The organism is Methyloceanibacter sp., from assembly GCF_041573655.1.
Taxonomy (GTDB): Bacteria; Pseudomonadota; Alphaproteobacteria; order Rhizobiales; family Methyloligellaceae; genus Methyloceanibacter.
On sequence record NZ_JBFFQD010000008.1, the window covers coordinates 37,205 to 58,889 of the forward strand.

Annotated in this window: 22 protein-coding genes; 16 read left to right on the top strand and 6 right to left on the bottom strand. The window is 63.7% G+C overall.

Annotated elements, in window-relative coordinates; translation table 11 throughout:
- The first annotated feature begins 28 nt into the window (after positions 1–28).
- From ABY454_RS03445 to ABY454_RS03455, 3 genes are all read left to right on the top strand, one after another.
- Positions 29–982 (top strand): acetyl-CoA carboxylase carboxyltransferase subunit alpha, encoded by a 954-nt coding sequence (locus ABY454_RS03445; RefSeq protein ID WP_372928776.1) that lies wholly within the window; start codon positions 29–31, stop codon positions 980–982.
- A gap of 176 nt (positions 983–1,158) precedes the next feature.
- Positions 1,159–2,133, top strand: a complete 975-nt coding sequence (locus ABY454_RS03450; protein WP_372928777.1) for a hypothetical protein — start codon at positions 1,159–1,161, stop codon at positions 2,131–2,133.
- 51 nt (positions 2,134–2,184) lie between these two features.
- Positions 2,185–3,024, top strand: coding sequence for a hypothetical protein (locus ABY454_RS03455; RefSeq protein ID WP_372928778.1), 840 nt, complete (start codon positions 2,185–2,187; stop codon positions 3,022–3,024).
- A gap of 2 nt (positions 3,025–3,026) precedes the next feature.
- On the opposite strand, the gene ABY454_RS03460 is transcribed toward ABY454_RS03455, so the two are convergent.
- The 4 genes from ABY454_RS03460 to ABY454_RS03475 form a co-directional block, all read right to left on the bottom strand.
- Positions 3,027–4,799 carry an SLC13 family permease gene (locus ABY454_RS03460; RefSeq protein WP_372928779.1) on the bottom strand — a complete coding sequence of 591 codons (1,773 nt, stop codon included), beginning with the start codon at positions 4,797–4,799 and terminating at the stop codon, positions 3,027–3,029.
- A 77-nt stretch (positions 4,800–4,876) separates the two neighbouring features.
- Complete coding sequence (gene secA, locus ABY454_RS03465; protein ID WP_372928780.1) at positions 4,877–7,648, bottom strand: preprotein translocase subunit SecA; 2,772 nt, start codon at positions 7,646–7,648, stop codon at positions 4,877–4,879.
- A 211-nt stretch (positions 7,649–7,859) separates the two neighbouring features.
- Entirely contained in the window at positions 7,860–8,390 is a 531-nt protein-coding gene (locus tag ABY454_RS03470; protein WP_372928781.1) for an arsenate reductase ArsC, read from the bottom strand.
- Positions 8,387–8,746 carry an ArsR/SmtB family transcription factor gene (locus ABY454_RS03475; protein WP_372928782.1) on the bottom strand — a complete coding sequence of 120 codons (360 nt, stop codon included), beginning with the start codon at positions 8,744–8,746 and terminating at the stop codon, positions 8,387–8,389. The genes ABY454_RS03470 and ABY454_RS03475 overlap by 4 nt, the downstream gene beginning before the upstream one ends.
- A 144-nt stretch (positions 8,747–8,890) precedes the next feature.
- Between ABY454_RS03475 and ABY454_RS03480 the strand changes: the two genes are divergently transcribed.
- From ABY454_RS03480 to ABY454_RS03495, 4 genes are read left to right on the top strand one after another with little or no spacing between them, the layout of a single operon-like run.
- Entirely contained in the window at positions 8,891–9,766 is an 876-nt protein-coding gene (locus ABY454_RS03480; RefSeq protein WP_372928783.1) for a peptidylprolyl isomerase, read from the top strand.
- Between the two features lie 17 nt (positions 9,767–9,783).
- Positions 9,784–11,022, top strand: coding sequence for a bifunctional glutamate N-acetyltransferase/amino-acid acetyltransferase ArgJ (gene argJ, locus ABY454_RS03485; protein ID WP_372928784.1), 1,239 nt, complete (start codon positions 9,784–9,786; stop codon positions 11,020–11,022).
- A 6-nt stretch (positions 11,023–11,028) separates the two neighbouring features.
- Positions 11,029–11,466, top strand: coding sequence for a (deoxy)nucleoside triphosphate pyrophosphohydrolase (locus tag ABY454_RS03490; protein WP_372928785.1), 438 nt, complete (start codon positions 11,029–11,031; stop codon positions 11,464–11,466).
- Positions 11,463–11,672: a Flp family type IVb pilin gene (locus tag ABY454_RS03495; RefSeq protein ID WP_372928786.1), complete on the top strand. Its 210-nt coding sequence runs from the start codon at positions 11,463–11,465 to the stop codon at positions 11,670–11,672. Before ABY454_RS03490 ends, ABY454_RS03495 begins: the two co-directional genes overlap by 4 nt.
- Here ABY454_RS03495 and ABY454_RS03500 read toward each other — a convergent pair.
- Entirely contained in the window at positions 11,669–12,601 is a 933-nt protein-coding gene (locus ABY454_RS03500) for a class I SAM-dependent methyltransferase (protein ID WP_372928787.1), read from the bottom strand. The two genes, ABY454_RS03495 and ABY454_RS03500, sit on opposite strands and share 4 nt — an antisense overlap.
- A 60-nt stretch (positions 12,602–12,661) precedes the next feature.
- Here ABY454_RS03500 and ABY454_RS03505 point away from each other — a divergent pair, with 60 nt between their 5' ends.
- From ABY454_RS03505 to ABY454_RS03530, 6 genes are all read left to right on the top strand, one after another.
- Positions 12,662–12,979 carry a double zinc ribbon domain-containing protein gene (locus tag ABY454_RS03505; protein ID WP_372928807.1) on the top strand — a complete coding sequence of 106 codons (318 nt, stop codon included), beginning with the start codon at positions 12,662–12,664 and terminating at the stop codon, positions 12,977–12,979.
- A complete protein-coding gene (locus ABY454_RS03510) occupies positions 12,892–13,077 on the top strand; it encodes a hypothetical protein (protein ID WP_372928808.1) in 186 nt (61 codons plus the stop codon). Before ABY454_RS03505 ends, ABY454_RS03510 begins: the two co-directional genes overlap by 88 nt.
- Before the next feature lie 2 nt (positions 13,078–13,079).
- Positions 13,080–13,439 carry a ComF family protein gene (locus ABY454_RS03515; protein ID WP_372928788.1) on the top strand — a complete coding sequence of 120 codons (360 nt, stop codon included), beginning with the start codon at positions 13,080–13,082 and terminating at the stop codon, positions 13,437–13,439.
- A gap of 96 nt (positions 13,440–13,535) precedes the next feature.
- On the top strand, positions 13,536–14,414 hold the full coding sequence (locus ABY454_RS03520) for a carbon-nitrogen hydrolase family protein (protein ID WP_372928789.1): 879 nt from the start codon (positions 13,536–13,538) through the stop codon (positions 14,412–14,414).
- Positions 14,411–14,857 (top strand): DUF1178 family protein, encoded by a 447-nt coding sequence (locus tag ABY454_RS03525; protein ID WP_372928790.1) that lies wholly within the window; start codon positions 14,411–14,413, stop codon positions 14,855–14,857. Before ABY454_RS03520 ends, ABY454_RS03525 begins: the two co-directional genes overlap by 4 nt.
- Before the next feature lie 145 nt (positions 14,858–15,002).
- On the top strand, positions 15,003–15,839 hold the full coding sequence (locus tag ABY454_RS03530; protein WP_372928791.1) for a L,D-transpeptidase: 837 nt from the start codon (positions 15,003–15,005) through the stop codon (positions 15,837–15,839).
- 10 nt (positions 15,840–15,849) lie between these two features.
- Here the strand turns inward: ABY454_RS03530 and ubiG are convergent, their stop codons facing one another.
- Positions 15,850–16,602 carry a bifunctional 2-polyprenyl-6-hydroxyphenol methylase/3-demethylubiquinol 3-O-methyltransferase UbiG gene (gene ubiG, locus ABY454_RS03535; RefSeq protein WP_372928792.1) on the bottom strand — a complete coding sequence of 251 codons (753 nt, stop codon included), beginning with the start codon at positions 16,600–16,602 and terminating at the stop codon, positions 15,850–15,852.
- A gap of 134 nt (positions 16,603–16,736) precedes the next feature.
- Here ubiG and ABY454_RS03540 point away from each other — a divergent pair, with 134 nt between their 5' ends.
- From ABY454_RS03540 to ABY454_RS03550, 3 genes are all read left to right on the top strand, one after another.
- A complete protein-coding gene (locus ABY454_RS03540; protein WP_372928793.1) occupies positions 16,737–18,032 on the top strand; it encodes an aspartate kinase in 1,296 nt (431 codons plus the stop codon).
- 87 nt (positions 18,033–18,119) lie between these two features.
- Positions 18,120–20,378, top strand: coding sequence for a phosphoenolpyruvate--protein phosphotransferase (gene ptsP / locus ABY454_RS03545; RefSeq protein ID WP_372928794.1), 2,259 nt, complete (start codon positions 18,120–18,122; stop codon positions 20,376–20,378).
- A 204-nt stretch (positions 20,379–20,582) separates the two neighbouring features.
- Positions 20,583–21,680: a helix-turn-helix domain-containing protein gene (locus ABY454_RS03550; RefSeq protein WP_372928795.1), complete on the top strand. Its 1,098-nt coding sequence runs from the start codon at positions 20,583–20,585 to the stop codon at positions 21,678–21,680.
- Positions 21,681–21,685 lie beyond the last annotated feature (5 nt).

Genomic DNA, 21,685 nt, shown 5'->3' on the forward strand with positions numbered 1-21,685 from the left:
GGTTTCCGGCGGGGAATAGCCGAGGCGCATGCGTACCTATCTCGATTTTGAAAAGCCGATTGCGGAGCTCGAAAGCAAGGTTGCCGAGTTGAAGGCGCTTGTCGCCGACGATGAATCGGTCCCCATGACCGAGGAATTGGCGAGGCTGGAGAGCAAGGCTCACAAGGCGCTGGTGGAGACCTACGCCGAGCTGACGCCGTGGCAGAAGACGCAGGTGGCCCGCCACCCCGAGCGTCCGCATTTCAAGCACTATATCGAAGGGCTGGTGGCCGATTTCACGCCGCTGGCCGGCGACCGCTATTTTGCCGAGGACGAGGCCATCATTGGCGGGATCGGGCGCCTCTCGGGCCTCTCGGTCATGGTCATCGGCCATGAAAAGGGCTCCGATACGGAAGGGCGGCTCAAGCACAATTTCGGCATGGCGCGCCCGGAAGGTTACCGCAAGGCGGTGCGCCTGATGGAGATGGCCGATCGCTTCTCGATGCCCGTCGTGAGCCTGGTCGATACGGCCGGCGCCTATCCCGGCATTGGCGCGGAGGAGCGCGGGCAGGCGGAGGCGATCGCCCGCTGCACCGATTGCTGCCTGCGGCTGGGGGTGCCCATCGTTTCCCTCATCGTCGGTGAGGGCGGGTCTGGCGGCGCGGTGGCCATCGCCACGGCAAACCGCATCTACATGCTGGAGCACTCCATCTATACGGTCGCCTCGCCGGAAGCGGCCGCGTCGATCCTGTGGCGGGATTCGGCCCGTGCCCAGGACGCGGCGACAAACATGAAGATCACCGCCCAGGACCTGCTGCGGTTCGGCATTGTCGACGGCATCATTCCCGAGCCCGTGGGCGGCGCCCATCGCGATACGGAGGGTGTGATCAAGGCGGCCGGCGACGTCATCGTGAAGGCCATCACCGAATTCGACGGCCGCTCGGCGGACGAAATTCGCAAAGACCGGCGCGAGAAGTTTCTCGCCATGGGGCGGGCCGGCTAAGCGCCTCCGGCGCCCCAAAATACGCCTTTTTTTTGAGGCCAACTCGATATCGGCAAGCGTATAGTATGGCCAAAATCGAGGAAATCCGGGGCGTAGTGGGGGTGTAGGGTGCTCGCGCTAACGTTTCGTTAACCAACCTAACTTGATCTTGGTCGGGGTGCGCGAGGGGCCCTGCGATGCTTCGTTCGAAGTTTGTCACGGCCGTACTTCTTGGGGGCGTGGTCGCCGCGGTGGCCGCGCTCGGAGGCTGTGGCCAGTTCTCGCCGCCTTACATGAAGCCGCTCTCGGCGCGGACCGCCATGCTCCTTGGCACGAAGGGTATGACCGAGCAGCAGCCCATTCTCATCCGCATCTTCAAGGCCGAGTCAGAGCTGGAGATCTGGAAGCAAAAGGACGACGGGCACTACTACCACCTGAAGACCTATCCGATCTGTGCCTATTCGGGCGGGCTCGGGCCCAAGCTGAAGCAGGGCGACCGGCAGGCGCCTGAAGGGTTCTATCTGGTCGACAAGGACCTGATGAATCCGAAGAGCAAATACTACCTCGCCTTCAACATGGGCTACCCCAACGCCTACGACCGCTCGTTCGGCCGCACGGGGGCCAATCTGATGGTGCATGGCGATTGCACCTCCTCGGGCTGCTACGCCATGACCGACGCGGTGATGGAGGAGATCTATGTCCTCGCGCGCGAGGCGTTCGCCGGCGGGCAAGAGAAGTTCCAAGTGCACGCCTTTCCGTTCCGCATGACCAAGGCCAATTTGGCGGCGCAGAAAGAGCACGATTGGTACACGTTCTGGAAGAACCTGAAGGAAGGCTACGACTTCTTCGAAACCACGCGGCTGGCGCCGGCGCTCGCCGTATGCGGCAAGCGCTACGTGGTCAACGCTACCTTCGCTGACGGCAAGCATCCCCACCCGCGGCGCTCCTGCCCGCGTTATGAGAAGCTGCCGGTGGTGGCCTTCAAGCCCCCGAAAGAGGCGCCGAACATGTCGCACGCCTCGCTCTCCAAGCCGCTCGGCAGCGTCATGGGGCTGAGCTTCGGCTCGATCACGCCGACCTACCGGGCGATGACCTTGGGACCGGCAACGCCGACGCTTAGCAAGAAGAGCAAAAAGAAGACGCTTAGCAAGAAGAGCAAAAAGAAGAAGTAAGCGGCGCTATACTCCATCGTCTGGCCCATTTCCTCTGGCTCATGAACGACGATGTTGCGGCACCTCCTCGTCTGGCTTTTTTTCGCGGCGCTCGCGGGCGGCGCGTATTTCCTGTTCACCCCTGAGGGCCGGCAGTTTCTCGATCGCGCCTACATCAATCTGGATCGCGCGAAGTACAAGTCGCTGCATCGGGCCGGCAAGCCGCTGCCGGGGACGCCGGATCTCTCACGCTTTTCCTCGCGCCTTGCCGAGCAGGGGGTGAGCCTCGGCGATCCGGTTCACATCCGCATCTACAAGCTGGAATCGGAGATTGAGGTGTGGACGCAGAAGAACGGGCGCTTCCAACACTTTGCTACGTATCCGATTTGCATGTGGTCGGGGCGTTTGGGGCCGAAGCTGAAGGAAGGCGACCGGCAAGCGCCGGAGGGCTTCTACACGGTCGACAAGGACGCGCTCAATCCCAACAGCATCGAGCATCTATCGTTCAATCTCGGCTTTCCCAACGTGTATGACCGCGGGAGGGGCCGCACGGGTTCCTTCCTCATGGTGCATGGGGGCTGTGCATCCGTCGGCTGCTATGCGGTGACGCATAAGGTGGTGGACGAACTCTGGACATTTGTCACCACAGCGCTCGAAAACGGGCAGGCGCGCATCCCCGTGCACGCCTTTCCGTTCCGCATGACGGAGCGCAACATGCACTTGCGCCGGGGCGACAAGTGGAGTGGGTTCTGGGCCAACCTGAAAAAGGGCCACGACCTGTTCGAGAAAACGCTCGTACCGCCTGCCGTCAGCGTGTGCGAGGGGCGTTACGTGTTCGAGAAGGGCTCGCTTCAGACGTTCAACAGCCTGGTCGAGGAACGCTGCCCGCCTAAGACGGGCGGTAATTCGTAAGGTCAGACCGGCCAGAAATACAGAATGAGCGGCGTACCGGCCAGCAGCACAAGCACCGAGAGCGGTAAGCCCAGCCGCCAATAGTCGCCAAAGCGGTAACCGCCGGGGCCCAATACCAGCGTGTTGCACTGATGCCCAATGGGCGTGAGGAAGTCGCAGGCCGCGCCGATGGCCACGCCCATGAGAAACGGGTCGGGGCTATAGCCGAGATTGGCGGCGAACGTCGCGGCGATAGGCGCCATCACGAGAACGGTTGCGGCATTGTTGAGGAAGGGCGTCACCGCCATGGCGGCCGCCATCAGCAAGAGCAACGCGCCATAGACCGGCAGCGATGAGGCCGTTTCGGAGAGCCAGGCAGCGATGAGGTCGGTGCCGCCCGTTGTGCGCAAGGCATCACTCACCGGGATCAGCGCGCCGAGCATGACGAGGATCGGCCACTCGACCACGTCATAGGCCTCGCGCAGGCTCAAAGAGCGCGCGAGCAGCAGGATCACCGCCGCACCGAAAAACGCGGTGGCCACCGGCACCAGATGGAGGGCGACGAGGACCATTGCGGCGATGAGTACGGCGACGGGGATAAGGCTGCCCTGACGGCCGATGCGCAAGTCGCGCTCGGCGAGCGGCAGGAGATGCAACTCGCCAAGCGTCTCGGGCATGTCCGAAAGATCGCCCTGCAGCACCACGACGTCGCCGGCGCGGAGCTTCACGGTGCGCAAGCGATTGGCGATGCGGCGTCCGGTACGGCTGACCGCAAGCAGTGTGAGCCCATGACGTTCGGGGAGTTTGAGCTGGCCGACCGAAGACCCGATCAATTGCGAGTCGGGCGTGATCACCGCTTCCATGATGCCGATTGCGTCGGCCGGCGTGTCGGTCTCGCGATGCTCCTCGTCCTGGATCAGCGTCAGCTTCTCCAGCGCCACGATGCGCTCCAGGGCTTGCGGCTCGCCGCGCAAGATAACGACGTCGCTCGCCTTGATGACGGTGTTCCCTGCCGGATCGAAACGCCGCTTGGTGTCGCGCACCATGGCGATGACTTCGATTTCACCCTCGCCGAGATCCTCAAGCGCTTTGACGGTGATGTCCGCGGCAGGGGAGTCCTCCGGCACGGTCACTTCGGTGGTGTAGCCGGAGAGGTTGAAGGCGGCGTCCATGGAGACGGTGCCCTTGCGGTCTTTGGGCAGTAGCCGCCAGCCGAACAGCAAGAACACGAAGCCCAGCACGGCGAGGCTGGCGCCGACGGGCGCGAAGTCGAACATGTGGAACGGCTCGCCGACGATCTGCTCGCGCGAGCGCGACACGATGATGTTGGGCGAGGTGCCGATCAGCGTCACGGTGCCGCCGAGGAGTGCGCCGAACGACATGGGCATCAGCAGCGAGGAGGGCGAGGTACCCGTGCGCCGCGCGACCTGAAACGCGACGGGCATCAGCATGGCAAGTGCGCCGATGTTCTTGACGAAGCCGGAGAGCGCCGTCACGGCGCCGACCAGCGCGGCGATCTGACGGTACACGGTCGTGAGATAGGGCCCCAGCATGCGCACGACGCGTTCGATCACGCCGGAGCGTCCGACTGCGGCGCTGACGATCAGCGCGCTGGCCACGATGATGACGATGTCGTCGCTGAAGCCCGAGAACGCCTTGTCCGGCGGCACGATCCCTGTGGCGATCGCGGCCAGGAGGGACAGCAGCGCCACCACGTCGTAGCGCAGGCGCCCCCAGATGAAGAGCGCCATCATGCCGATGACGACGGCGAAGGCGAGCGCTTGATCGAGCGTCATGAGTGTCGAACGTCCCCCTCATGGCCCCCCGGACAGCGGTGCCGAGGGCGTTCAACTCTTAGTGCGGGCCGATGCGCCTAGCTATAGGTGCCGTGGCAGTGCTTGTACTTCTTGCCGGAGCCGCAAGGGCACGGCGCGTTACGCTGGACTTTGCCCCAGGTGGCGGGGTTGGCGGGATCCACGGCGGCCGCTGCGGGCTTCCGGGTGCGTGCAGGCTTGGCTGCCGCGCCGCCGGCAGGCCCCGCGCTGGCGCCTTCCAGCGCGAACTCGTCCTCGCCGGTGTTGGGATCGAGATGGTGAATTTCCATGGGCGGGAGTTCGGCACCTTCGAGCGGCGGAACTTCCTCGTCTTGGGTAAGCTCGACATGCATCAACTGTCCGGTCACCGCTTCGCGCAGGCGCCCCAGCAATTGCTCGAACAGGGTGAAGCTCTCGCCCTTGAACTCGTTGAGCGGATCGCGCTGGCCATAGCCACGTAGGCCGATGACTTGGCGCAGATGCTCGAGCGTCACCAGATGCTCGCGCCACAGCCCGTCGAGGGTTTGCAGCAATATCCCGCGCTCCAATTGGCGCATCATCTGCGGTCCGAATTCCGCTGCCTTTTTCGCCGCAGCCTCGTCGGTGGCCTTGATGATCCGCCCGTGGATCTCCCCTTCGCCGATGCCTTCCTCGGCCGCCCAATCGGCGACGGGCAAATCAAGATCGAAGATGTTGTGCACGGCCTCTTTGAGACCGTCGAGGTCCCATTGATCGACATAGGACTTCTCGGGAATGTGCCGCTCGACCATGTCGTCGACCACGGAGCGGCGCATCTCGGCGACCGTCTCGTTGAGATCGGCATCGCCCAATAGTTCGAGACGCTGTTCGAAGATCGCCTTGCGCTGATCGTTCATCACGTTGTCGAACTTGAGCAAGTTCTTGCGGATATCGAAGTTGCGCGCTTCGACCTTCGCTTGCGCCTTCTCCAGCGCCTTGTTGATCCAGGGATGGACGATGGCTTCGCCGTCCTTCAAGCCCAGCGCCTGAAGCATGCCATCCATGCGCTCGGAGCCGAAGATGCGCATCAAATCGTCCTCGAGCGACAAGAAAAATCGCGAGCGGCCCGGGTCGCCCTGACGGCCGGAGCGGCCGCGGAGCTGGTTATCGATGCGCCGGCTTTCGTGACGCTCGGTGCCGATCACGAAGAGGCCGCCGGCGTCCAGCGCCCGCTGCTTCTTCTCCTCGACACTCTCGGCGATCTCGGTGCGCTTCTTTTCAACGTCGGCGGGGCTCGGCTCTTTGCTCTTTTCCTTCTGCTCGGCCAGCCAGTCCTCGAGCAGCATCTCGGCGTTGCCGCCGAGCTGAATGTCCGTGCCGCGCCCGGCCATGTTGGTGGCGATGGTCACCGCGCCCGGCACGCCGGCCTGCGCAATGATATGCGCCTCCTGCTCGTGGTAGCGCGCGTTCAACACCTTGTGGACGACCTTGTCCTTCTTGAGGACCTCCGACAGCAGTTCGGATTTCTCGATGGACGTGGTGCCGACCAGCATGGGCTGCCCGCGCTTCTTGGCGTCCTTGATGAGCTCGACGATCGCCTGGTACTTCTCGTTCGCGGAGCGGTAGACCTCGTCGTCCTCGTCGTTGCGGATCATTTCCCGGTTGGTCGGCACTTCGACGACTTCGAGCCCGTAAATGTCCATGAACTCGTCGGCCTCGGTGGCGGCAGTGCCGGTCATGCCGGCAAGCTTGTCGTAGAGACGGAAGAAGTTCTGGAAGGTGATGGTCGCGAGCGTTTGATTTTCCGGCTGGATGGCCACGTTCTCCTTGGCCTCCAGCGCCTGATGCAGGCCTTCCGAATAACGCCGGCCCGCCATCATGCGGCCGGTGAACTCGTCGATGATGACGACCTCGTCGTTCTTCACGATGTAGTCGCGGTCGCGCAGGAACAGCTTGTGCGCGCGCAAGGCCTGCTGGACGTGATGCACGACGCTGACGTTCTCGACGTCGTAAAGGGAGTCGCCCTTCAACAGGCCCGCTTTTTGTAGAAGCTGCTCCACATGTTCGTTGCCGGCCTCGGTCAGCGTCACACTGCGGGTCTTCTCGTCGAGCTCGTAGTCCTCTTCGACAAGTTCCGGAATGAAGACGTCAATCGTGGTGTAGAAATCGGAACGGTCGTCGAGCGGGCCGGAAATGATCAGCGGCGTGCGCGCCTCGTCGATCAGGATGGAGTCGACCTCGTCGACGATGGCGAAGAAGTGGCCGCGCTGCACCATCTCGGTGTCCGCGTACTTCATGTTATCGCGCAGATAGTCGAAGCCGTATTCGTTGTTGGTGCCATAGGTGACGTCGCAGGCGTATTGCTCTTTGCGTTGGATGTCGTCGAGAGCGTGCTCGATGGTGCCGACCGTGAGGCCGAGGAACTCGTAGACATTGCCCATCCAGGCGGCGTCGCGGCTGGCGAGATAGTCGTTGACGGTAACGACATGCACGCCGCGTCCGGCGAGCGCGTTGAGATAGACGGGAAGCGTGGCGACGAGTGTCTTGCCTTCGCCGGTCTTCATCTCGGCGATGCGGCCTTCGTGCAGCACCATGCCGCCGACAAGCTGCACGTCGAAATGACGCTGACCCAGCGTACGCTTAGCGGCCTCGCGGACGGTGGCGAACGCCTCGGGCAGCAGGTCGTCGAGGGTCTCGCCGTCGGCCAGGCGCTTGCGGAACTCATCGGTACGCGCGCGCAGCTGTTCGTCGGTCAGCGCGGCGGTCTCGGGCTCCAGTGCGTTGATGGTCTCGACCGCGCTCGCATATTTCTTGAGCTTGCGCTCGTTGGAGGAGCCGAAGACTTTGGTGGCGAGAGTGCCGAAGGAAAGCATCGCGATCTTTAAGCCTCGTATGGGGTGAGCCAGGCCAAGTGGGGCTTAGGTAAAGCCCTTCAAGGTCCCTGGCTGCTTGAGTGCGGCAATCCCCGGTCGATGCTCGCCAAACCTCTTGGGAAATTGACGAAAAATGCCGGGGATCAACGCGTTTGAGACATAAGAGGCGCCCTTACCCTTGTCAACGCGACGCGGAGGGCAAGGCGGGTCTCTAGGCGGGCTCCTTGGCGGATTGCCCCGTCTTGCCGATCTGGTCGAGATGCTCCTGGAGCGCGAGCTTGCTGAGGCTATCGAGCGGCAGGCTCACCAGGATCGAGATGCGCTGGTGGAGCATGCGGTAGACGTCGTCGAAGGCCAGGCCGCGCTCGGCGTCGGTGCCCTTGGCCTTGGCTGGATCCGGCAGGCCCCAATGCGCCGTCATGGGCTGCCCCGGCCAGACCGGGCAGGCCTCATTGGCGGCGTCGTCGCAGACCGTGAATACGAAGTCGAACTCGGGCGCGTCGGGTCCGGCGAAGTCGTCCCAGGACTTCGAGCGCAGGCCCGAAACCTCATAATTCAACTTGCGCAAGAGCCCGAGTGCGATGGGGTTCACCTCGCCGGTCGGCATGCTGCCCGCGCTGTAGGCGCGAAATTTGCCTCGGCCCTCGCGGTTCAGGATGCACTCCGCCAGGATCGAGCGGGCCGAGTTGCCGGTGCATAGGAAGAGCACGTTGAGCGGCTCATTTTTGTTGGGGGCGGTCATGAGGCATTTCCTCCTTGGCTTGCACAGCAACCAGCCAGGGCGGACTCAATCAGCGGCGAGCAAACGGATGGCTCTCCCTGACAACAATCCTCCACCAAGAAACACAGCAGGGCTCGCGTGCCTTGCAGGTCGACCGTGTAAATCATCGAGCGGCCATCTTTTCGGAATTGGATCAGCTGAGCGCGCGACAGGATAGCGAGCTGGGATGACAGTGTGTTGTGGGGGACCTGAAGCGTGCGGGCGATGTCGCCGGCCGCCATTCCCTCGGTTCCGGCGCGGACGAGAAGGCGGAAGACCTTCAGCCTGCCCTCCTGAGCCAGGGCGCCGAGAGCAGTTAGAGCGATTGGTGTGTCCATATGTCCAGAAATATAGAATAAATGGGGTGCGGTCAATTCCCCCGCTTGGCAATGGGCGGGCCCAAGGCTAAACATGGCGCGGGGAAAGCACCCAACCGGCCCGCCGGCGCGACACGGACGGGCAGAATACGAGGAATTCATCCTGTGAAAATTTGGTCAGCCATGCTGCTTCTGGCAGCGTCCGTCTCTCTCGTTCCGTTCGCCGCCGCTGCCGAAGACGCGGTCATTGCCCGGGTGAACGGTGTCGAAATCAAGCAATCGGATCTCGACTTCGCCGCTTCGGAGGTGGGACCGCGGCTCGGCAGTTTCCGCCCGGACGATCGCCAGCGCGTGCTGCTGCAATTTGTCATCGAGAACGAGCTGATGGCCGCCGCCGGCGAGAAGGACAAGCTCAACAAGGCCGACAATTTCGATGCGCGGGTCAAATATCACACGCGGCGCGCGCTGCGCGATGCGTATTTCGACTCGAGCATCACGGGCGCGGTGAAGGACGCCGACGCCAAGAAGATCTACGACGAGAAGCTCGCTGGCATGAAACCGGCGCAGGAAGTGCATGCCCGGCATGTTCTGGTTGCCACCAAGGAAGAAGCGGAGGCCGTCAAGAAGCGCCTGGAGAAAGGCGACGACTTCGCGAAGGTGGCCGAGGAGCTATCCAAGGACACGAACGCCAAGGGTGGCGATCTCGGGTATTTCAGCCGCGGTCAGATGCTGAAGCCGTTCGAGGAAGCGGCCTTTTCGCTCGACGTGGGCAAGATTTCCGATCCCGTAGAGACCCAGTTCGGCTGGCACGTCATCAAGGTCGAGGACAAGCGCGACCAGAAGCCGCCGAACTTCGATGACGTCAAGCAGGCCATCCTGACCCAGCTCGTGACGCAGAAGGCGCAGGCGGTCGTCTCCGGCTTGCGCAATTCGGCCAAGATCGAGATTGTCGATCCTAAGATCAAGCGGTCCATGGACGATGCCGCCTTGCGCGGCGAGGCGCCTCCGCTGCCTGACGAAGAGTTCAAAGAAGACCACTAAGCTCCAAGCGGTGAGCCTTGGCCAAGATCTCGCCTTTTGCGCCAGAACGCCTAGCGGAATTGCCGCCGATTGACGGTGTGCGCATGGCTTCGTGCGCCGCCGGAATCCGCTATGCGGGACGCACCGACTTGTTGTTGGCGCTGTTCGAGCCGGCGACCACGGTGGCGGGCGTTCTTACGCAATCGAAGACCGCCTCTGCCGCCGTTGAATGGTGCCGCGAGCATTTGCGCCATGGCATGGCGCGCGCGCTCGTCGTCAATTCCGGCAATGCCAATGCGTTCACCGGCATGCGTGGGTCCGTGGCGGTGAAGGAGACGGCGCACGCCGCCGCAGACGTCGCCGACTGCCTGGACGCCGACGTCTACATCGCCTCGACGGGGGTGATCGGCGAGCCGTTGGAGCCGTCCAAGTTCGTGGCCCGTCTCGCCGAGCTTGCGCGGAGCGCGACGCCGGATGGCTATGAGGCGGCGGCGCAGGCGATCATGACCACGGACACCTTCCCCAAACTTGCGACCCGCACATGCAAGATCGATGGCGTAGACATCACGCTGAACGGCATCGCCAAAGGCGCAGGCATGATTGCGCCCGACATGGCGACCATGCTGTCCTTTATATTCACTGATGCCGCAATTGAGCCCGGCGCGCTGCACGCGATTCTAGCGCCGCTCGTCGAGGACAGTTTCAACGCCATCACCATCGACAGCGACACTTCGACCAGCGACACGGTGCTCCTGTTCGCGACGGGCACTGCTACGAAGCGTGGCTGCCCGCGTATTGCGAACGGCGATGATCCGCGCCTCGACGATTTCCGCGCGGCCTTGGCCGCGCTCATGCGCGATCTTTCGCACCAGATCGTCAAGGACGGCGAGGGGCTAACCAAGTTCGTCAAGGTGACTGTCACGGGTGCGGAAACCAAGGCGGCCGCGCGCGTCATCGCGAAGGCGATCGCGAACTCGCCTTTGGTCAAGACGGCGATCGCCGGCGAGGACCCCAATTGGGGACGCATCGTCATGGCCGTTGGCAAAGCTGGCGAGGCGGCGGACCGCGACAAGCTTGCGATCCGCTTCGGCGACATCGAGGTCGCGAAGGATGGCGAAGCCGCACCGGACTATGTGGAATCGGACGCTGCCGCCTATATGCGGGGGCCGGAGATCGAGATCACCGTCGATGTCGGTGTCGGCGCCGCGCAGGATACGATGTGGACCTGCGATCTCACCAAGGAGTACATCGCCATCAACGCCGATTACCGGTCGTAAACCAAGATGGCAGATGGGACGACAAAGCCTGTCGTGCTTGTCGTGGCCTGCGCGCTGATTGACGTGGAGGGGCGTCTCCTTCTCACGAAACGTCCGGAAGGCAAGGCTCTCACGGGTCTCTGGGAGTTCCCAGGCGGGAAGGTCGAGCCCGGTGAAACGCCGGAACATGCAATCATCCGCGAGCTGGAAGAAGAACTCGGCATCACGATGTCGGTTGCAGGACTCACTCCTTTAACTTTTGCGAGTTATCCCTATACGGAGTTTCATCTGCTTATGCCGGTATTTGGCTGCCGGCGCTGGCAGGGAACCGTGGTCCCGCGTGAGGGGCAAGCAGTTGCCTGGGTAGGGCCGAATGCGTTGTCCGGATATGCCATGCCCCCGGCGGACGAACCGCTGAAAGAGACGTTGCCGCGTCTTTTGAAACTGTGGCGAGAAGAGCGATGACGGCAGAGACGACAAAGGTCGCAGACTTCAAGACACGGTTTGTCGCCGAGGCTCGCCGCTTTGCGTCTGAGCCGTCGGGCGCAACGGCCATCGAGTATGCCATCATTGCAGCCATGCTCAGTATCGTGATCATCGGAGCTGTCGCTGCTCTGGGCGAGGGTGTCACGGGCCTGTTCCAGCGCGTCGCCAACGCCTTTTCCAGCTAGCCCTTCCCTTTCGCATCGGCCGATGTGCCGAACGACGCCTTGTCGCCGGCCGGGCGTTCCTCGGTGTGGAGCGCATCCGCGAGCCGTGCTTGTGCGCTGCCGGGCTTCAGCGGTTTCTGCTGGCTTTCATGCGGCGCCCAGCCACTCATGAACACGAACTCGAAGGTCGCGGTGACCTTTCCGTCGGGCGTTCCGTATCGCGCGCGATAGAGCTCCTCCGCGCGCCCCAACGTGCGGCGCGACAGGGGTGCCTTACTGCGCGCCGTCAGCACATTGCCGCCGCCGAGCGCACGCACCTCGCGCATCAACGCACGCGGCGAAGGATAGGTGACGGTCAGCATTTCTGAATCCGCCACCGGCAGGGCAAAGCCTGCGCGTTGCAGAAGCGCGCCATAGGCGCTCACGTCGCCAAAGGGCGAGACGCGCGGGGAGGCGCCGCCCGTTATCTCGCCTTCCGCTTCGATCAGCACTTCGCGTAGTTCGATCAGCGCGCGCGCGCCTAAGGCCGCAGCCATGAACAGACCGTCTGGCGCCAGCGCGCGTCGGATCTGGATCAGACTGCCGGGAAGATCGTTGACGCGGTGAAGGGCCAGCCCCGAAACGATCAGGTTGAGGCTCGCGTCCTTGAACGGCAGGAGGTCCTCGTCGCACACCAGCGCTGGACGCGGACACTGCTCTGCATAAGCGAACGTGCTCTCCGCATAGACAACCTCGCCGACGGAGGGCAGCGCGGCGATCGCTTGGCCGAGCAAGCCGTGATAGGCGCCGAGATCGAGCACTAAGGGAAACTCCCGCAGCATCAGACTCACGCGCTCGGCGATCTCCCGCGCCACATGGGCAATCAGGGCCTCGCGCTCGGTGATCTCATGGGCGAAGCGGGCCCGGCGCCGGCGGAGCAAAGTGCGGTCGAAGAGGGCCTGGTCATTCATTGTCATAGGCTTGCGTGTTTCCCGTGCTCACCGTCACGCTGTATCATAGGTCCGATGTCGATGAGCGAAGCCCAGTTCCGGCGGAGCCATTCCTGGCGCGCGGCGTTCGGTGTCGGCCTGGACCTCTTGCTGCGGCCGGTCTGCATCGCCTGCCGTGCGCGCGTCAGCAGGCACGGGCTAGTCTGCGGGGCGTGTTTCGCGGGGATCGATTTCATAGCGCCTCCGATCTGCGACCGCCTCGGTGTGCCGCTGCCTTTCGATACAGTGGGCCTTCCGATACCGGCGGGCCTTTGCTGTCGGCGGCGGCAATCGCCTCGCCGCCGGCCTACGACCGCGCGCGGGCCGTGGCGCGCTACTCTGGGACCATGCGCGATCTGATCCAAAGCTTCAAATATCGCGACCGCCAGGAGGGGCTTGGCCTGTTCGGCTGGTGGCTTGCGCGCGGCGGGCCCAACTCCTGGAAGACGCCGATTTGATCGTGCCCGTGCCGCCCTACCACTCGCGGCTGTGGTGGCGCCGGTTCAATCAGTCAGCGCTTCTTTCCCAAGAGCTGTCGAAACACACGAGCACTCCCGTCGACTGCTTCGCCTTGAAACGCGTGCGGCAGACGGCAAGCCAAGTTGGGTTCACGGCCGAGCAGCGCAAGAAGAACATGGCGGGTGCCTTCAAAGTCGATGGTGCGCGTGAGCTCACACTCAGTGGCAAGCGCATCGTCTTGGTGGACGATGTCATCACCACGGGCGCCACGGCGGAGGCTTGCGCGCGGGTGTTGAGACGGGCCAAGGCCGCGCGCGTGGACGTCGTGGTGCTTGCCCGGGCCGTCGAGCCGGCTTTGTGATCTAGGTGTGGGCGTAGGGTTTGGCCTTGCGCCAGGCCGGTTATCGGGCCAGTTACGATGACCTGAGACGCTTCAGCCTCGGACGATGAGATACCAATGAGCATTCCCTCAGACCGGCGGTTCCGCGCCGCCCTTGTGCAGTTGCGGGCGGGCCGGACCATCGCGCCCAATCTGGAAGCGGCCGAAGCATTGATCCGCGAGGCCGCGCGCGGGGGCGCCCAATATGTGCAGACGCCGGAGAACACCGCGCTCATGGAGCTTGAGCCGGCGCTTGTGCTGGCGCAGGCGAGTCCCGAAGCATCGAGTGAGCCCTTGCAGGTCTTCTGCGCGCTTGCGGCCGAACTCGGGATTTGGCTGCATGTGGGCTCGCTCGGTATCCAGGCCGACGACACCCGCGTCGCCAACCGCTCCTTTCTCATCGACCCCAAAGGCGCGATCGCCGCGCGCTACGACAAGCTGCATATGTTCGATGTCGACCTAGCAGGTGGCGAGAGCTATCGTGAGTCGCAATACTATGCGCCCGGTTCCAAGGCGGTCGTTGCCGATCTGCCATGGGGGCGACTCGGCATGACCGTTTGCTATGACCTGCGGTTCCCCGCGCTCTATCGTGCGCTCGCCACGGCCGGCGCCAACCTCATCGCCATTCCTGCTGCCTTCACCAAGCAGACCGGTCAGGCACATTGGCATGTGCTGTTACGGGCACGGGCGATCGAGACGGGATCGTTCGTGTTGGCCGCCACCCAAGGCGGTCTGCACGAGAATGGCCGGGAAACATACGGACACAGCATGATCGTGTCGCCCTGGGGCGACATCCTGGCCGAGGCGGGCGGGGACCCTTGCGTGATCTTCGCCGAGATCGACTTGGCACGGTCCGACGAGGCGCGGGCGGCCATCCCCGCACTCAAACATGGGCGCCCGTTCGAGATCGAGCCGGCTGGGGACGAGCCCGACTTTGTACGAAAGGAACTATCGTGATCCGCTTTGCGCTCTCTTGCGATGAAGGCCATAGCTTCGAGGCTTGGTTCTCGTCCGGCGCGTCCTATGACGAGCAGATCGAGGCCGAGGTCATCCGCTGCCCGGCCTGCGGAAGTGCGGCGGTGCGGAAGGCGCCCATGGCGCCGGCGGTCGTGCGGGGCCGCGGAAAGAACCAAGACCAGACGGCCGCCGAGGCGCCCGAATTGCCTGCAAATCCGGAGCAGAAGCAGAGCTTTGCCATCCTGAGAGGCCTGCGCGAGCATCTGAAGGCCAATGCAGACGATGTCGGGGAAAAGTTCCCCGATGAGGCCCGCAAGATCCACTACGGGGAAGCGGAGGCACGGGACATCTACGGTGAAGCGACGTCGGATGAGGCTACGTCATTGAACAAAGAGGGAATTCCCGTTCTGCCGTTGCCCAAGCTGCCGGAGGAGCACGACTGACCGACGGGCATTCGGGGTAACCTGTTGTTTGGGCCCTTGGCCTATAAGGAGAATCACTTCTCGCCAGGCGCCCTGGTAAAGCCTTGTTGGCCCCCTATATTGAGGCTGTCGGGCGGTGGTTTGCGTGTAAAGCAGGGAACGAACGATGCGCCTCTCAAATCTTTTCCGACTTCGAAATCTGTCTTTTGAGCTGATCGCCGGAGGGCTGTTCGCAGTTCTGCTCGCAAGCCCGCTTCATGCAGAGCCGACGCACGCTCTAGATCTCGACGTCGATGCTGACACGCTTGCCGGCCCACAGGATGACAGTGTCACCGCGCAGCCGGAGCCGGTCTATCCGAACGGCGAGCCCGGGATCGAGACCGTCGAAGGCGACGACGCGAACGAAGTCGTCAACGCGAAGCCCCAGGTCGTAGCCAGCATCGACAAGGGCACGCAGTCGATGACCGTCTTCGTCGATGGCGTCGAGCAGCATACCTGGAAGGTCTCGACGGGCATTGGCGGCTATTCCACGCCGTCGGGCAACTTTACCGCCAGCTCGATGAACAAGATTTGGTATAGCCGGCAGTGGGACAATGCGCCGATGCCGCATGCGGTGTTCTTCACCAAGAAGGGACACGCGATCCACGCCACCAATGAAACGAAGAAACTCGGCAAGCCGGCTTCGCATGGTTGCGTGCGTCTATCGCCCAAGAACGCCGAGACGTTCTTCAACTTGGTCAAGGAAGCGGGCCTCAAGAACACCCAAGTGGAATTGGTCGGCGTGACGCCAGGCGGCGAATACAAGGTCTCGCAGCCGCCGCGCGACCGCTATCCCGAATACGGGCGCCGCTATCGTGATCGCTATGGCTCTTACGAGGAGCGGCAGCCGCCCGTCTACCGGAAGCGCCGCCGTCTGTTCAGGCCTTATTACGACTCGCCACCGCGCCAGCAACGGCAACCGCGGCAACGGCGCCGCTGGTTCCGCCGCAACAACGGCTTCTAGGCGAGAAGGCTCAAGCGGCGCGGGTCGCCGCGGCGAAATAGTTCACGTCCGTGTCGGTCGACAGGCTCCATTCATCCGCGAGCGGGTCGTAGACCATGCCCGTGGTGTTGGCGAGTTCGAGACCTGCACCACACAGCGCTGTCTGCAACTCGTCGGGCCGCACGAAGCGATCCCATTGATGGGTGCCGGCGGGCAGCCACCGAAGGACATACTCCGCACAGACAATGGCGAGCGCATAGGCTTTGAGCGTACGGTTCAGCGTGGAGAGGATCATCATTCCGCCTGGCGCGACGAGCGGGGCGATCCGCTTCAGGAACGCCGGCACGTCGGGCACATGCTCCACCACCTCCAGCAGAAGAACCGCATCGAAGCTCTGTCCCGCATCCGCCAGGGCTTCCGCGGTTGTGGCCTCGTAGGTGATCGAGAGCCTCGCGCCCCGCGCGTGGGTCTTGGCGGCCTCGATGGTCTCGGCCGCCGGGTCAATGCCTGTGACGGTCGCGCCCAGCCGGGTCAAAGGCTCGGCGACCAGGCCGCCGCCGCAGCCGATATCGAGCACCGAAAGGCCGGTGAGGCTCGGAACCGCCTTCGGATCGCGCTGAAAATGCGCGCAGAGCCGGTCGCGGATAAAGGTGAGGCGGGTGGGATTGATCCGATGCAGCGGGCGAAAGGGGCCGGTCTCATCCCACCATTCGCCAGCGAGCTTGGCAAAGCGGGCAACCTCGTCGCCGTCGAGCATGGCGGCATTGTCGGGGGCGGCTGTCATGGCTCGCATTGGCCGGCCCAAGCGCCAGCCTGTCAAGACAGCCATGTTGCGGCGTTGCGCCCTAAACAGTATGAAAGAGCCGGATTTTCCTGGCCGGGCCAAAAAGGGCGCCGGCCCTCTTGTTGTGAGCAGTCATGTCCTTGCTGGTCCTGAAATTCGGCGGCACGTCGGTAGCCGATCTGGAGCGTATCCGCAACGCCGCCACGCACATCAAGCGCGAGGCGGACGCCGGAAACGCTTGCGCGGTGGTGGTTTCGGCCATGGCCGGGCAGACTAACCAGCTTGTCTCTCTCGTCGAGGAGGCCTGGGGCTATGAGGAGCGCAGCCAGAATGGCGGCGAGGCCTCTGCTCATTATGACATGCGTGAGTACGACGCTGTGGTGTCCTCCGGCGAGCAGGTGACGTCGGGCCTTTTGGCGCTGGTGCTCCAGGCCATGGGCGTCAAGGCCCGGTCCTGGCAGGGCTGGCAGATTCCGCTCCACACGGACACCGCCCATCGTGCCGCGCGCATCACCGGCATCGATGTCGGCGCGCTCAAAGCCTCTATCCAGAAGGGTGAGGTCGCCGTGGTCGCGGGCTTCCAAGGGATTGCGCCTGGCAACCGCATCGCCACGCTCGGCCGGGGCGGTTCGGACACGAGCGCGGTCGCGCTCGCCGCGGCGCTTCAAGCGGATCGCTGCGACATCTACACCGACGTGGACGGGGTCTATTCGACCGATCCCCGCGTGGTGCCGAAGGCGCACCGCATGGACCGCATTTCATATGAGGAGATGCTAGAAATGGCCTCGCAAGGGGCCAAGGTGCTGCAGACGCGCTCCGTCGAGCTCGCCATGCAAAAGGGCGTGCGCGTGCTGGTGCGTTCGAGCTTCGATGCGCCCGATATCGTCGCCAAGGGCGATGCCGAGACGGGCGAGGGGATTGGAACACTTGTTTGCCATGAGGATGAGATCGTGGAGCAGAACGTCGTCAGTGGAATTGCTTATGCGCGGGACGAAGCCAAGGTGACGCTGCTCAAGGTGGCCGACAAGCCGGGCGTCGCCGCCCGGGTGTTCGGTCCTTTGGCCGACGCACATATCAATGTCGACATGATCGTGCAGAACGTCTCCGAGGACGGCCGCTCGACCGATCTCACGTTCACGGTGCAGTCCGCCGATCTCGATCGCGCTCTGGAGGTCCTGAAGAAGGCCAAGGACACGATCGGCTATCTGGATCTGCGCGGATCGACGGACATCGCCAAGGTGTCGGCCATTGGTGTCGGTATGCGAAGCCATGCCGGCGTCGCCGCCCAGATGTTCAGCGCACTTGCCGAAAAAGGTATCAATATTGAAGCGATTTCCACTTCGGAGATCAAAATCAGCGTATTGATCGATGCGGCTTATGCCGAACTTGCGGTGCGAACCTTGCATTCTCTATTCGGGCTAGACAGCTAGTAGACGCCAAAAAAGGCTAATCTGGTCTGTGAAGATCGGGAAGGCTCGGGTCCGCCGGGAAAAGGCGGGCAGCGAGGACTGAAGACTATGGCTCCGTCAGTTGGTGCTCCAAGACAGATGCTCCGGCGCCTCCGTGAGGTGATGGCCGAGCACGTGAGCGCCCAGGCTCGCCTCGACAAGGTCGTGATGCTGATCGCGTCCAACATCGTGGCGGAGGTGTGCTCGCTCTATTTGCGGCGGCGCGACGGCTCGCTCGAACTCGTGGCCACCGAGGGCCTGAACATCGAAGCGGTCCACAGCACGCACCTCAAGCCCGGCGAGGGACTGGTCGGCCTAGTCGCCGAACAGGCCGAGCCGAAGCAGTTTGCCGATGCTCAGCATCATCCGGCCTTCTCCTACCGGCCGGAGACGGGCGAGGAGATCTATCACTCCTTTGTCGGTGTGCCGATCCTGCGCGGCGGGCACACGGTCGGCGTGCTCACGGTGCAGAACCGCACCATGCGCCAATACAGCGATGAAGAGGTCGAGGCGCTTCAGACCACGGCGATGGTGATTGCCGAGACACTTGCCTCGGGCGGCATCATCTCCGACGAGGTCACCGAAGAGACGCGCCGCGACTCAAGTGTGCGTTTTACCGGCAAGCCCATCTCCGAGGGCGTCGCGCTCGGCCACATTGTGCTGCATGAGCCCCGCATCGTGGTCACCCGTCTGATTGGCGACGACGCGGAGCTGGAGCGGCGGCGGTTGGGACAGGCTATCGAGGATCTCACCGGCCAGATCGACGAGATGATGGAACGGGGCGACCTTGCCCGCGCCGGCGAGCACCACGAGGTGTTGGAAGCATTCCGCATGTTCGCGCACGACCATGGTTGGCGGCGCCGTCTCGACGAGGCGTTGGCGACGGGGCTGACGGCAGAGGCGGCCGTGCAGCGCGTGCGCAACGACACCCGCGCGCGCATGCTGCGTATACCCGATCAGCGCTTCCGCGACCGCTTGCACGATATCGACGATCTGTCCAACCGGTTGCTGCGTTTCTTGTCCGGCGGCACGGAGACGGCGGCGACTGGAAACCTGCCGGAGGACGCCATCGTCATCGCCCGCACTATGGGTGCGGCAGAGCTGCTCGACTACGACCGGCAGCGCCTGCGCGGGCTGGTGCTGGAGGAGGGTGGCGCGAACAGCCATGTGGCGATCCTGGCCCGGGCGCTGGACCTCGCGGCGCTCACTAGATGCCGGGGTGTGGTGGAGGCGGTTGAGCCGGGGGATGCGGCGATCCTCGATGCCGAGGGCGGCGAACTGCATTTGCGGCCCACGCAAGAGGTCGTCTCGGCCTATAGCGACAAGGTGCGTTTCCGCGCGCGGCGTCAGGCGCAGTACGCCGCGTTGCGCGACGTGCCCGCTGTGACGCTGGACGATCAGCGCGTGGAGCTGCACATGAATGCAGGCCTCTTGTTCGACTTGCCGCATCTCGATCAGTCGGGCGCCGACGGAATTGGGCTTTTCCGCACCGAGCTTCAGTTCATGATCTCGTCCACCTTCCCGCGGCTCGATCAACAGACGCGCCTTTACAAGTCGGTGTTGGACGCCGCGGGCGATCGGCCGGTCGTGTTCCGGTCGCTCGACGTGGGCGGCGACAAGGTCATCCCGTATTTCCGTGCAGGCGCGGAGGAGAACCCGGCGCTCGGTTGGCGCGCCATCCGCATGGCGCTGGACCGGCCGGCGCTGTTCCGCACCCAGATCCGGGCGTTGTTACGCGCCGCGCAGGGGTGCGAGCTGCGCGTGATGCTGCCGATGATCTCGGATGTCTCGGAGTTGGAGACCGCACGGGCGCTGATCGCTAAGGAATTCGCGCTTCTGAAGAAGCACGGGCGCCCGGAGCCGTCGAAGCTCAAGGTCGGCACCATGATCGAGGTGCCGGCGCTGCTCTGGCAGTTGGACAATCTTCTGCCATTGGCGGACTTCGTCTCTGTCGGTTCCAATGATCTCGTGCAGTTTCTGTATGCGGCCGACCGGGGCAATCAACGCGTTGCCGACCGCTTCGATAATTTGAGCCCCGCCGTGCTCCGGGTGTTGCGGCAGATCGCGCAGGCCGCGGAGCGCCACGCCACGCCGCTCACGCTCTGCGGGGAAATGGCCGGACGGCCGCTGGAGGCCATGGCGCTGATCGGGCTCGGCTTCCGGTCGATTTCCGTAGCGCCGGCATCTGTGGGGCCCATCAAGGCGATGGTCCTGTCGCTCGACGCGGGCCAATTGGCTGAGCGGCTGGATGCGCTACTGGCAGGAGGAGAGACCTCCTTACGCGAGGACTTGAAGCGTTTTGCCGCGGAAAACGGCGTCCAAGCATGAGTTTTTCTGCTTCGGACGGTGGTCGGCACCGGTCCGCCGATATGCTAATCTTGCCAAGACTTGCAAACACACGGCCATTGGGCTTGTGTTAAGCCAAGGATCGCAAGAGGGGGGTCGGCCGAGCTCTAGTTGCTCGGCTGTAGCGGGTGCCAGTAAACGCGTCGCCGATTATGGGGCGGCAGCGTCTTCGTATTCACGGGATTTATGAGTATGCCAGCCGGCTATGATGCGGAAGTGGCCGATCTGTTTCAGGATTTCAGGGTTGCCATAAGTAAAAATACTGGCAGCAACCTGACCGAAGCAGACCTCGCTGCACGGATCGCCACCCCCGTCGAGGTGGTTCAGGCGCTTGAACAGGGCGCGATTTATGCCTTGCCGCCTTGGCCGGAGACGGCCCGCGTGGTCAACGCCTATGGCTCGCTTCTCAACCTCGACACGCGGCCGCTGCTAAGGCGCATCTACGCTCAGATCGAAGCAGGCGTCGTGGAGTTGGGACCGAAGCCCGTGCCGGACGTCCCCGTCATGCCGCCTCAAGCGGGCGGGGATGCGGCTCTTGGCGGAGCGGCTCCCGCTCAGCCACAACGCCAGCCTCAACCTCAGCCACAAGGGATGCCGCAAGCAGCGCCGGGCCAACCGGGCTGGCAGAACGGCCCGGCCCAACCTCAACCGCAAGCGCCGCATCCCCAAACGCCGTTGGCGCCGAATTGGCCCGGCGGTGCACCGCAAGCGCCGCATGCCGGCATGCCTGGCGCCCCTGGGCAGCCACCGCAACAAGCCCCGGCGGCTCCCGCTTGGTCGAACGGCCCTCAAGGCGTACCGCAGCCACAAGTGCCCAATCCCGCCGCCTACCAGCAGCCGCCACAAGCCTATCCGCCGGAGGGTGCGCTGCCGCTTCAGGGCGAGGATGCGAGTTTCGAGGACGCCGCCATGGGTGGCGACGCGGCCATGGGTGACGCTGGGAGGGGTGACGCGGCGATGGGCAGCGATGCGGCCATGATGGACCCAAACATGGGCGATCCAGCCATGAGTGATCCAGCGATGGGCGACCCAGCCATGGGTGGCGCAGAGATGGGCGATCCGGCAGCTTTTGGTGCCGAACCGGAGCCAAAGAAGAAAAGGCCGGCACTCCTCAAATGGGGCATCGCCGCTCTGGTTGCGTCGGTGGTCCTCGTTGGCCTATGGATGTTCCTTGGCGATTCCTCTGACTCCTCGTCGTCTTCAGGGTCCTTTGCCTCCGATCCCGTGCTCGACCCGGACGATCCGCGCAGCCGCAAGGCCGATCGCCTTCCGAGCAAGTTCTAGACGTC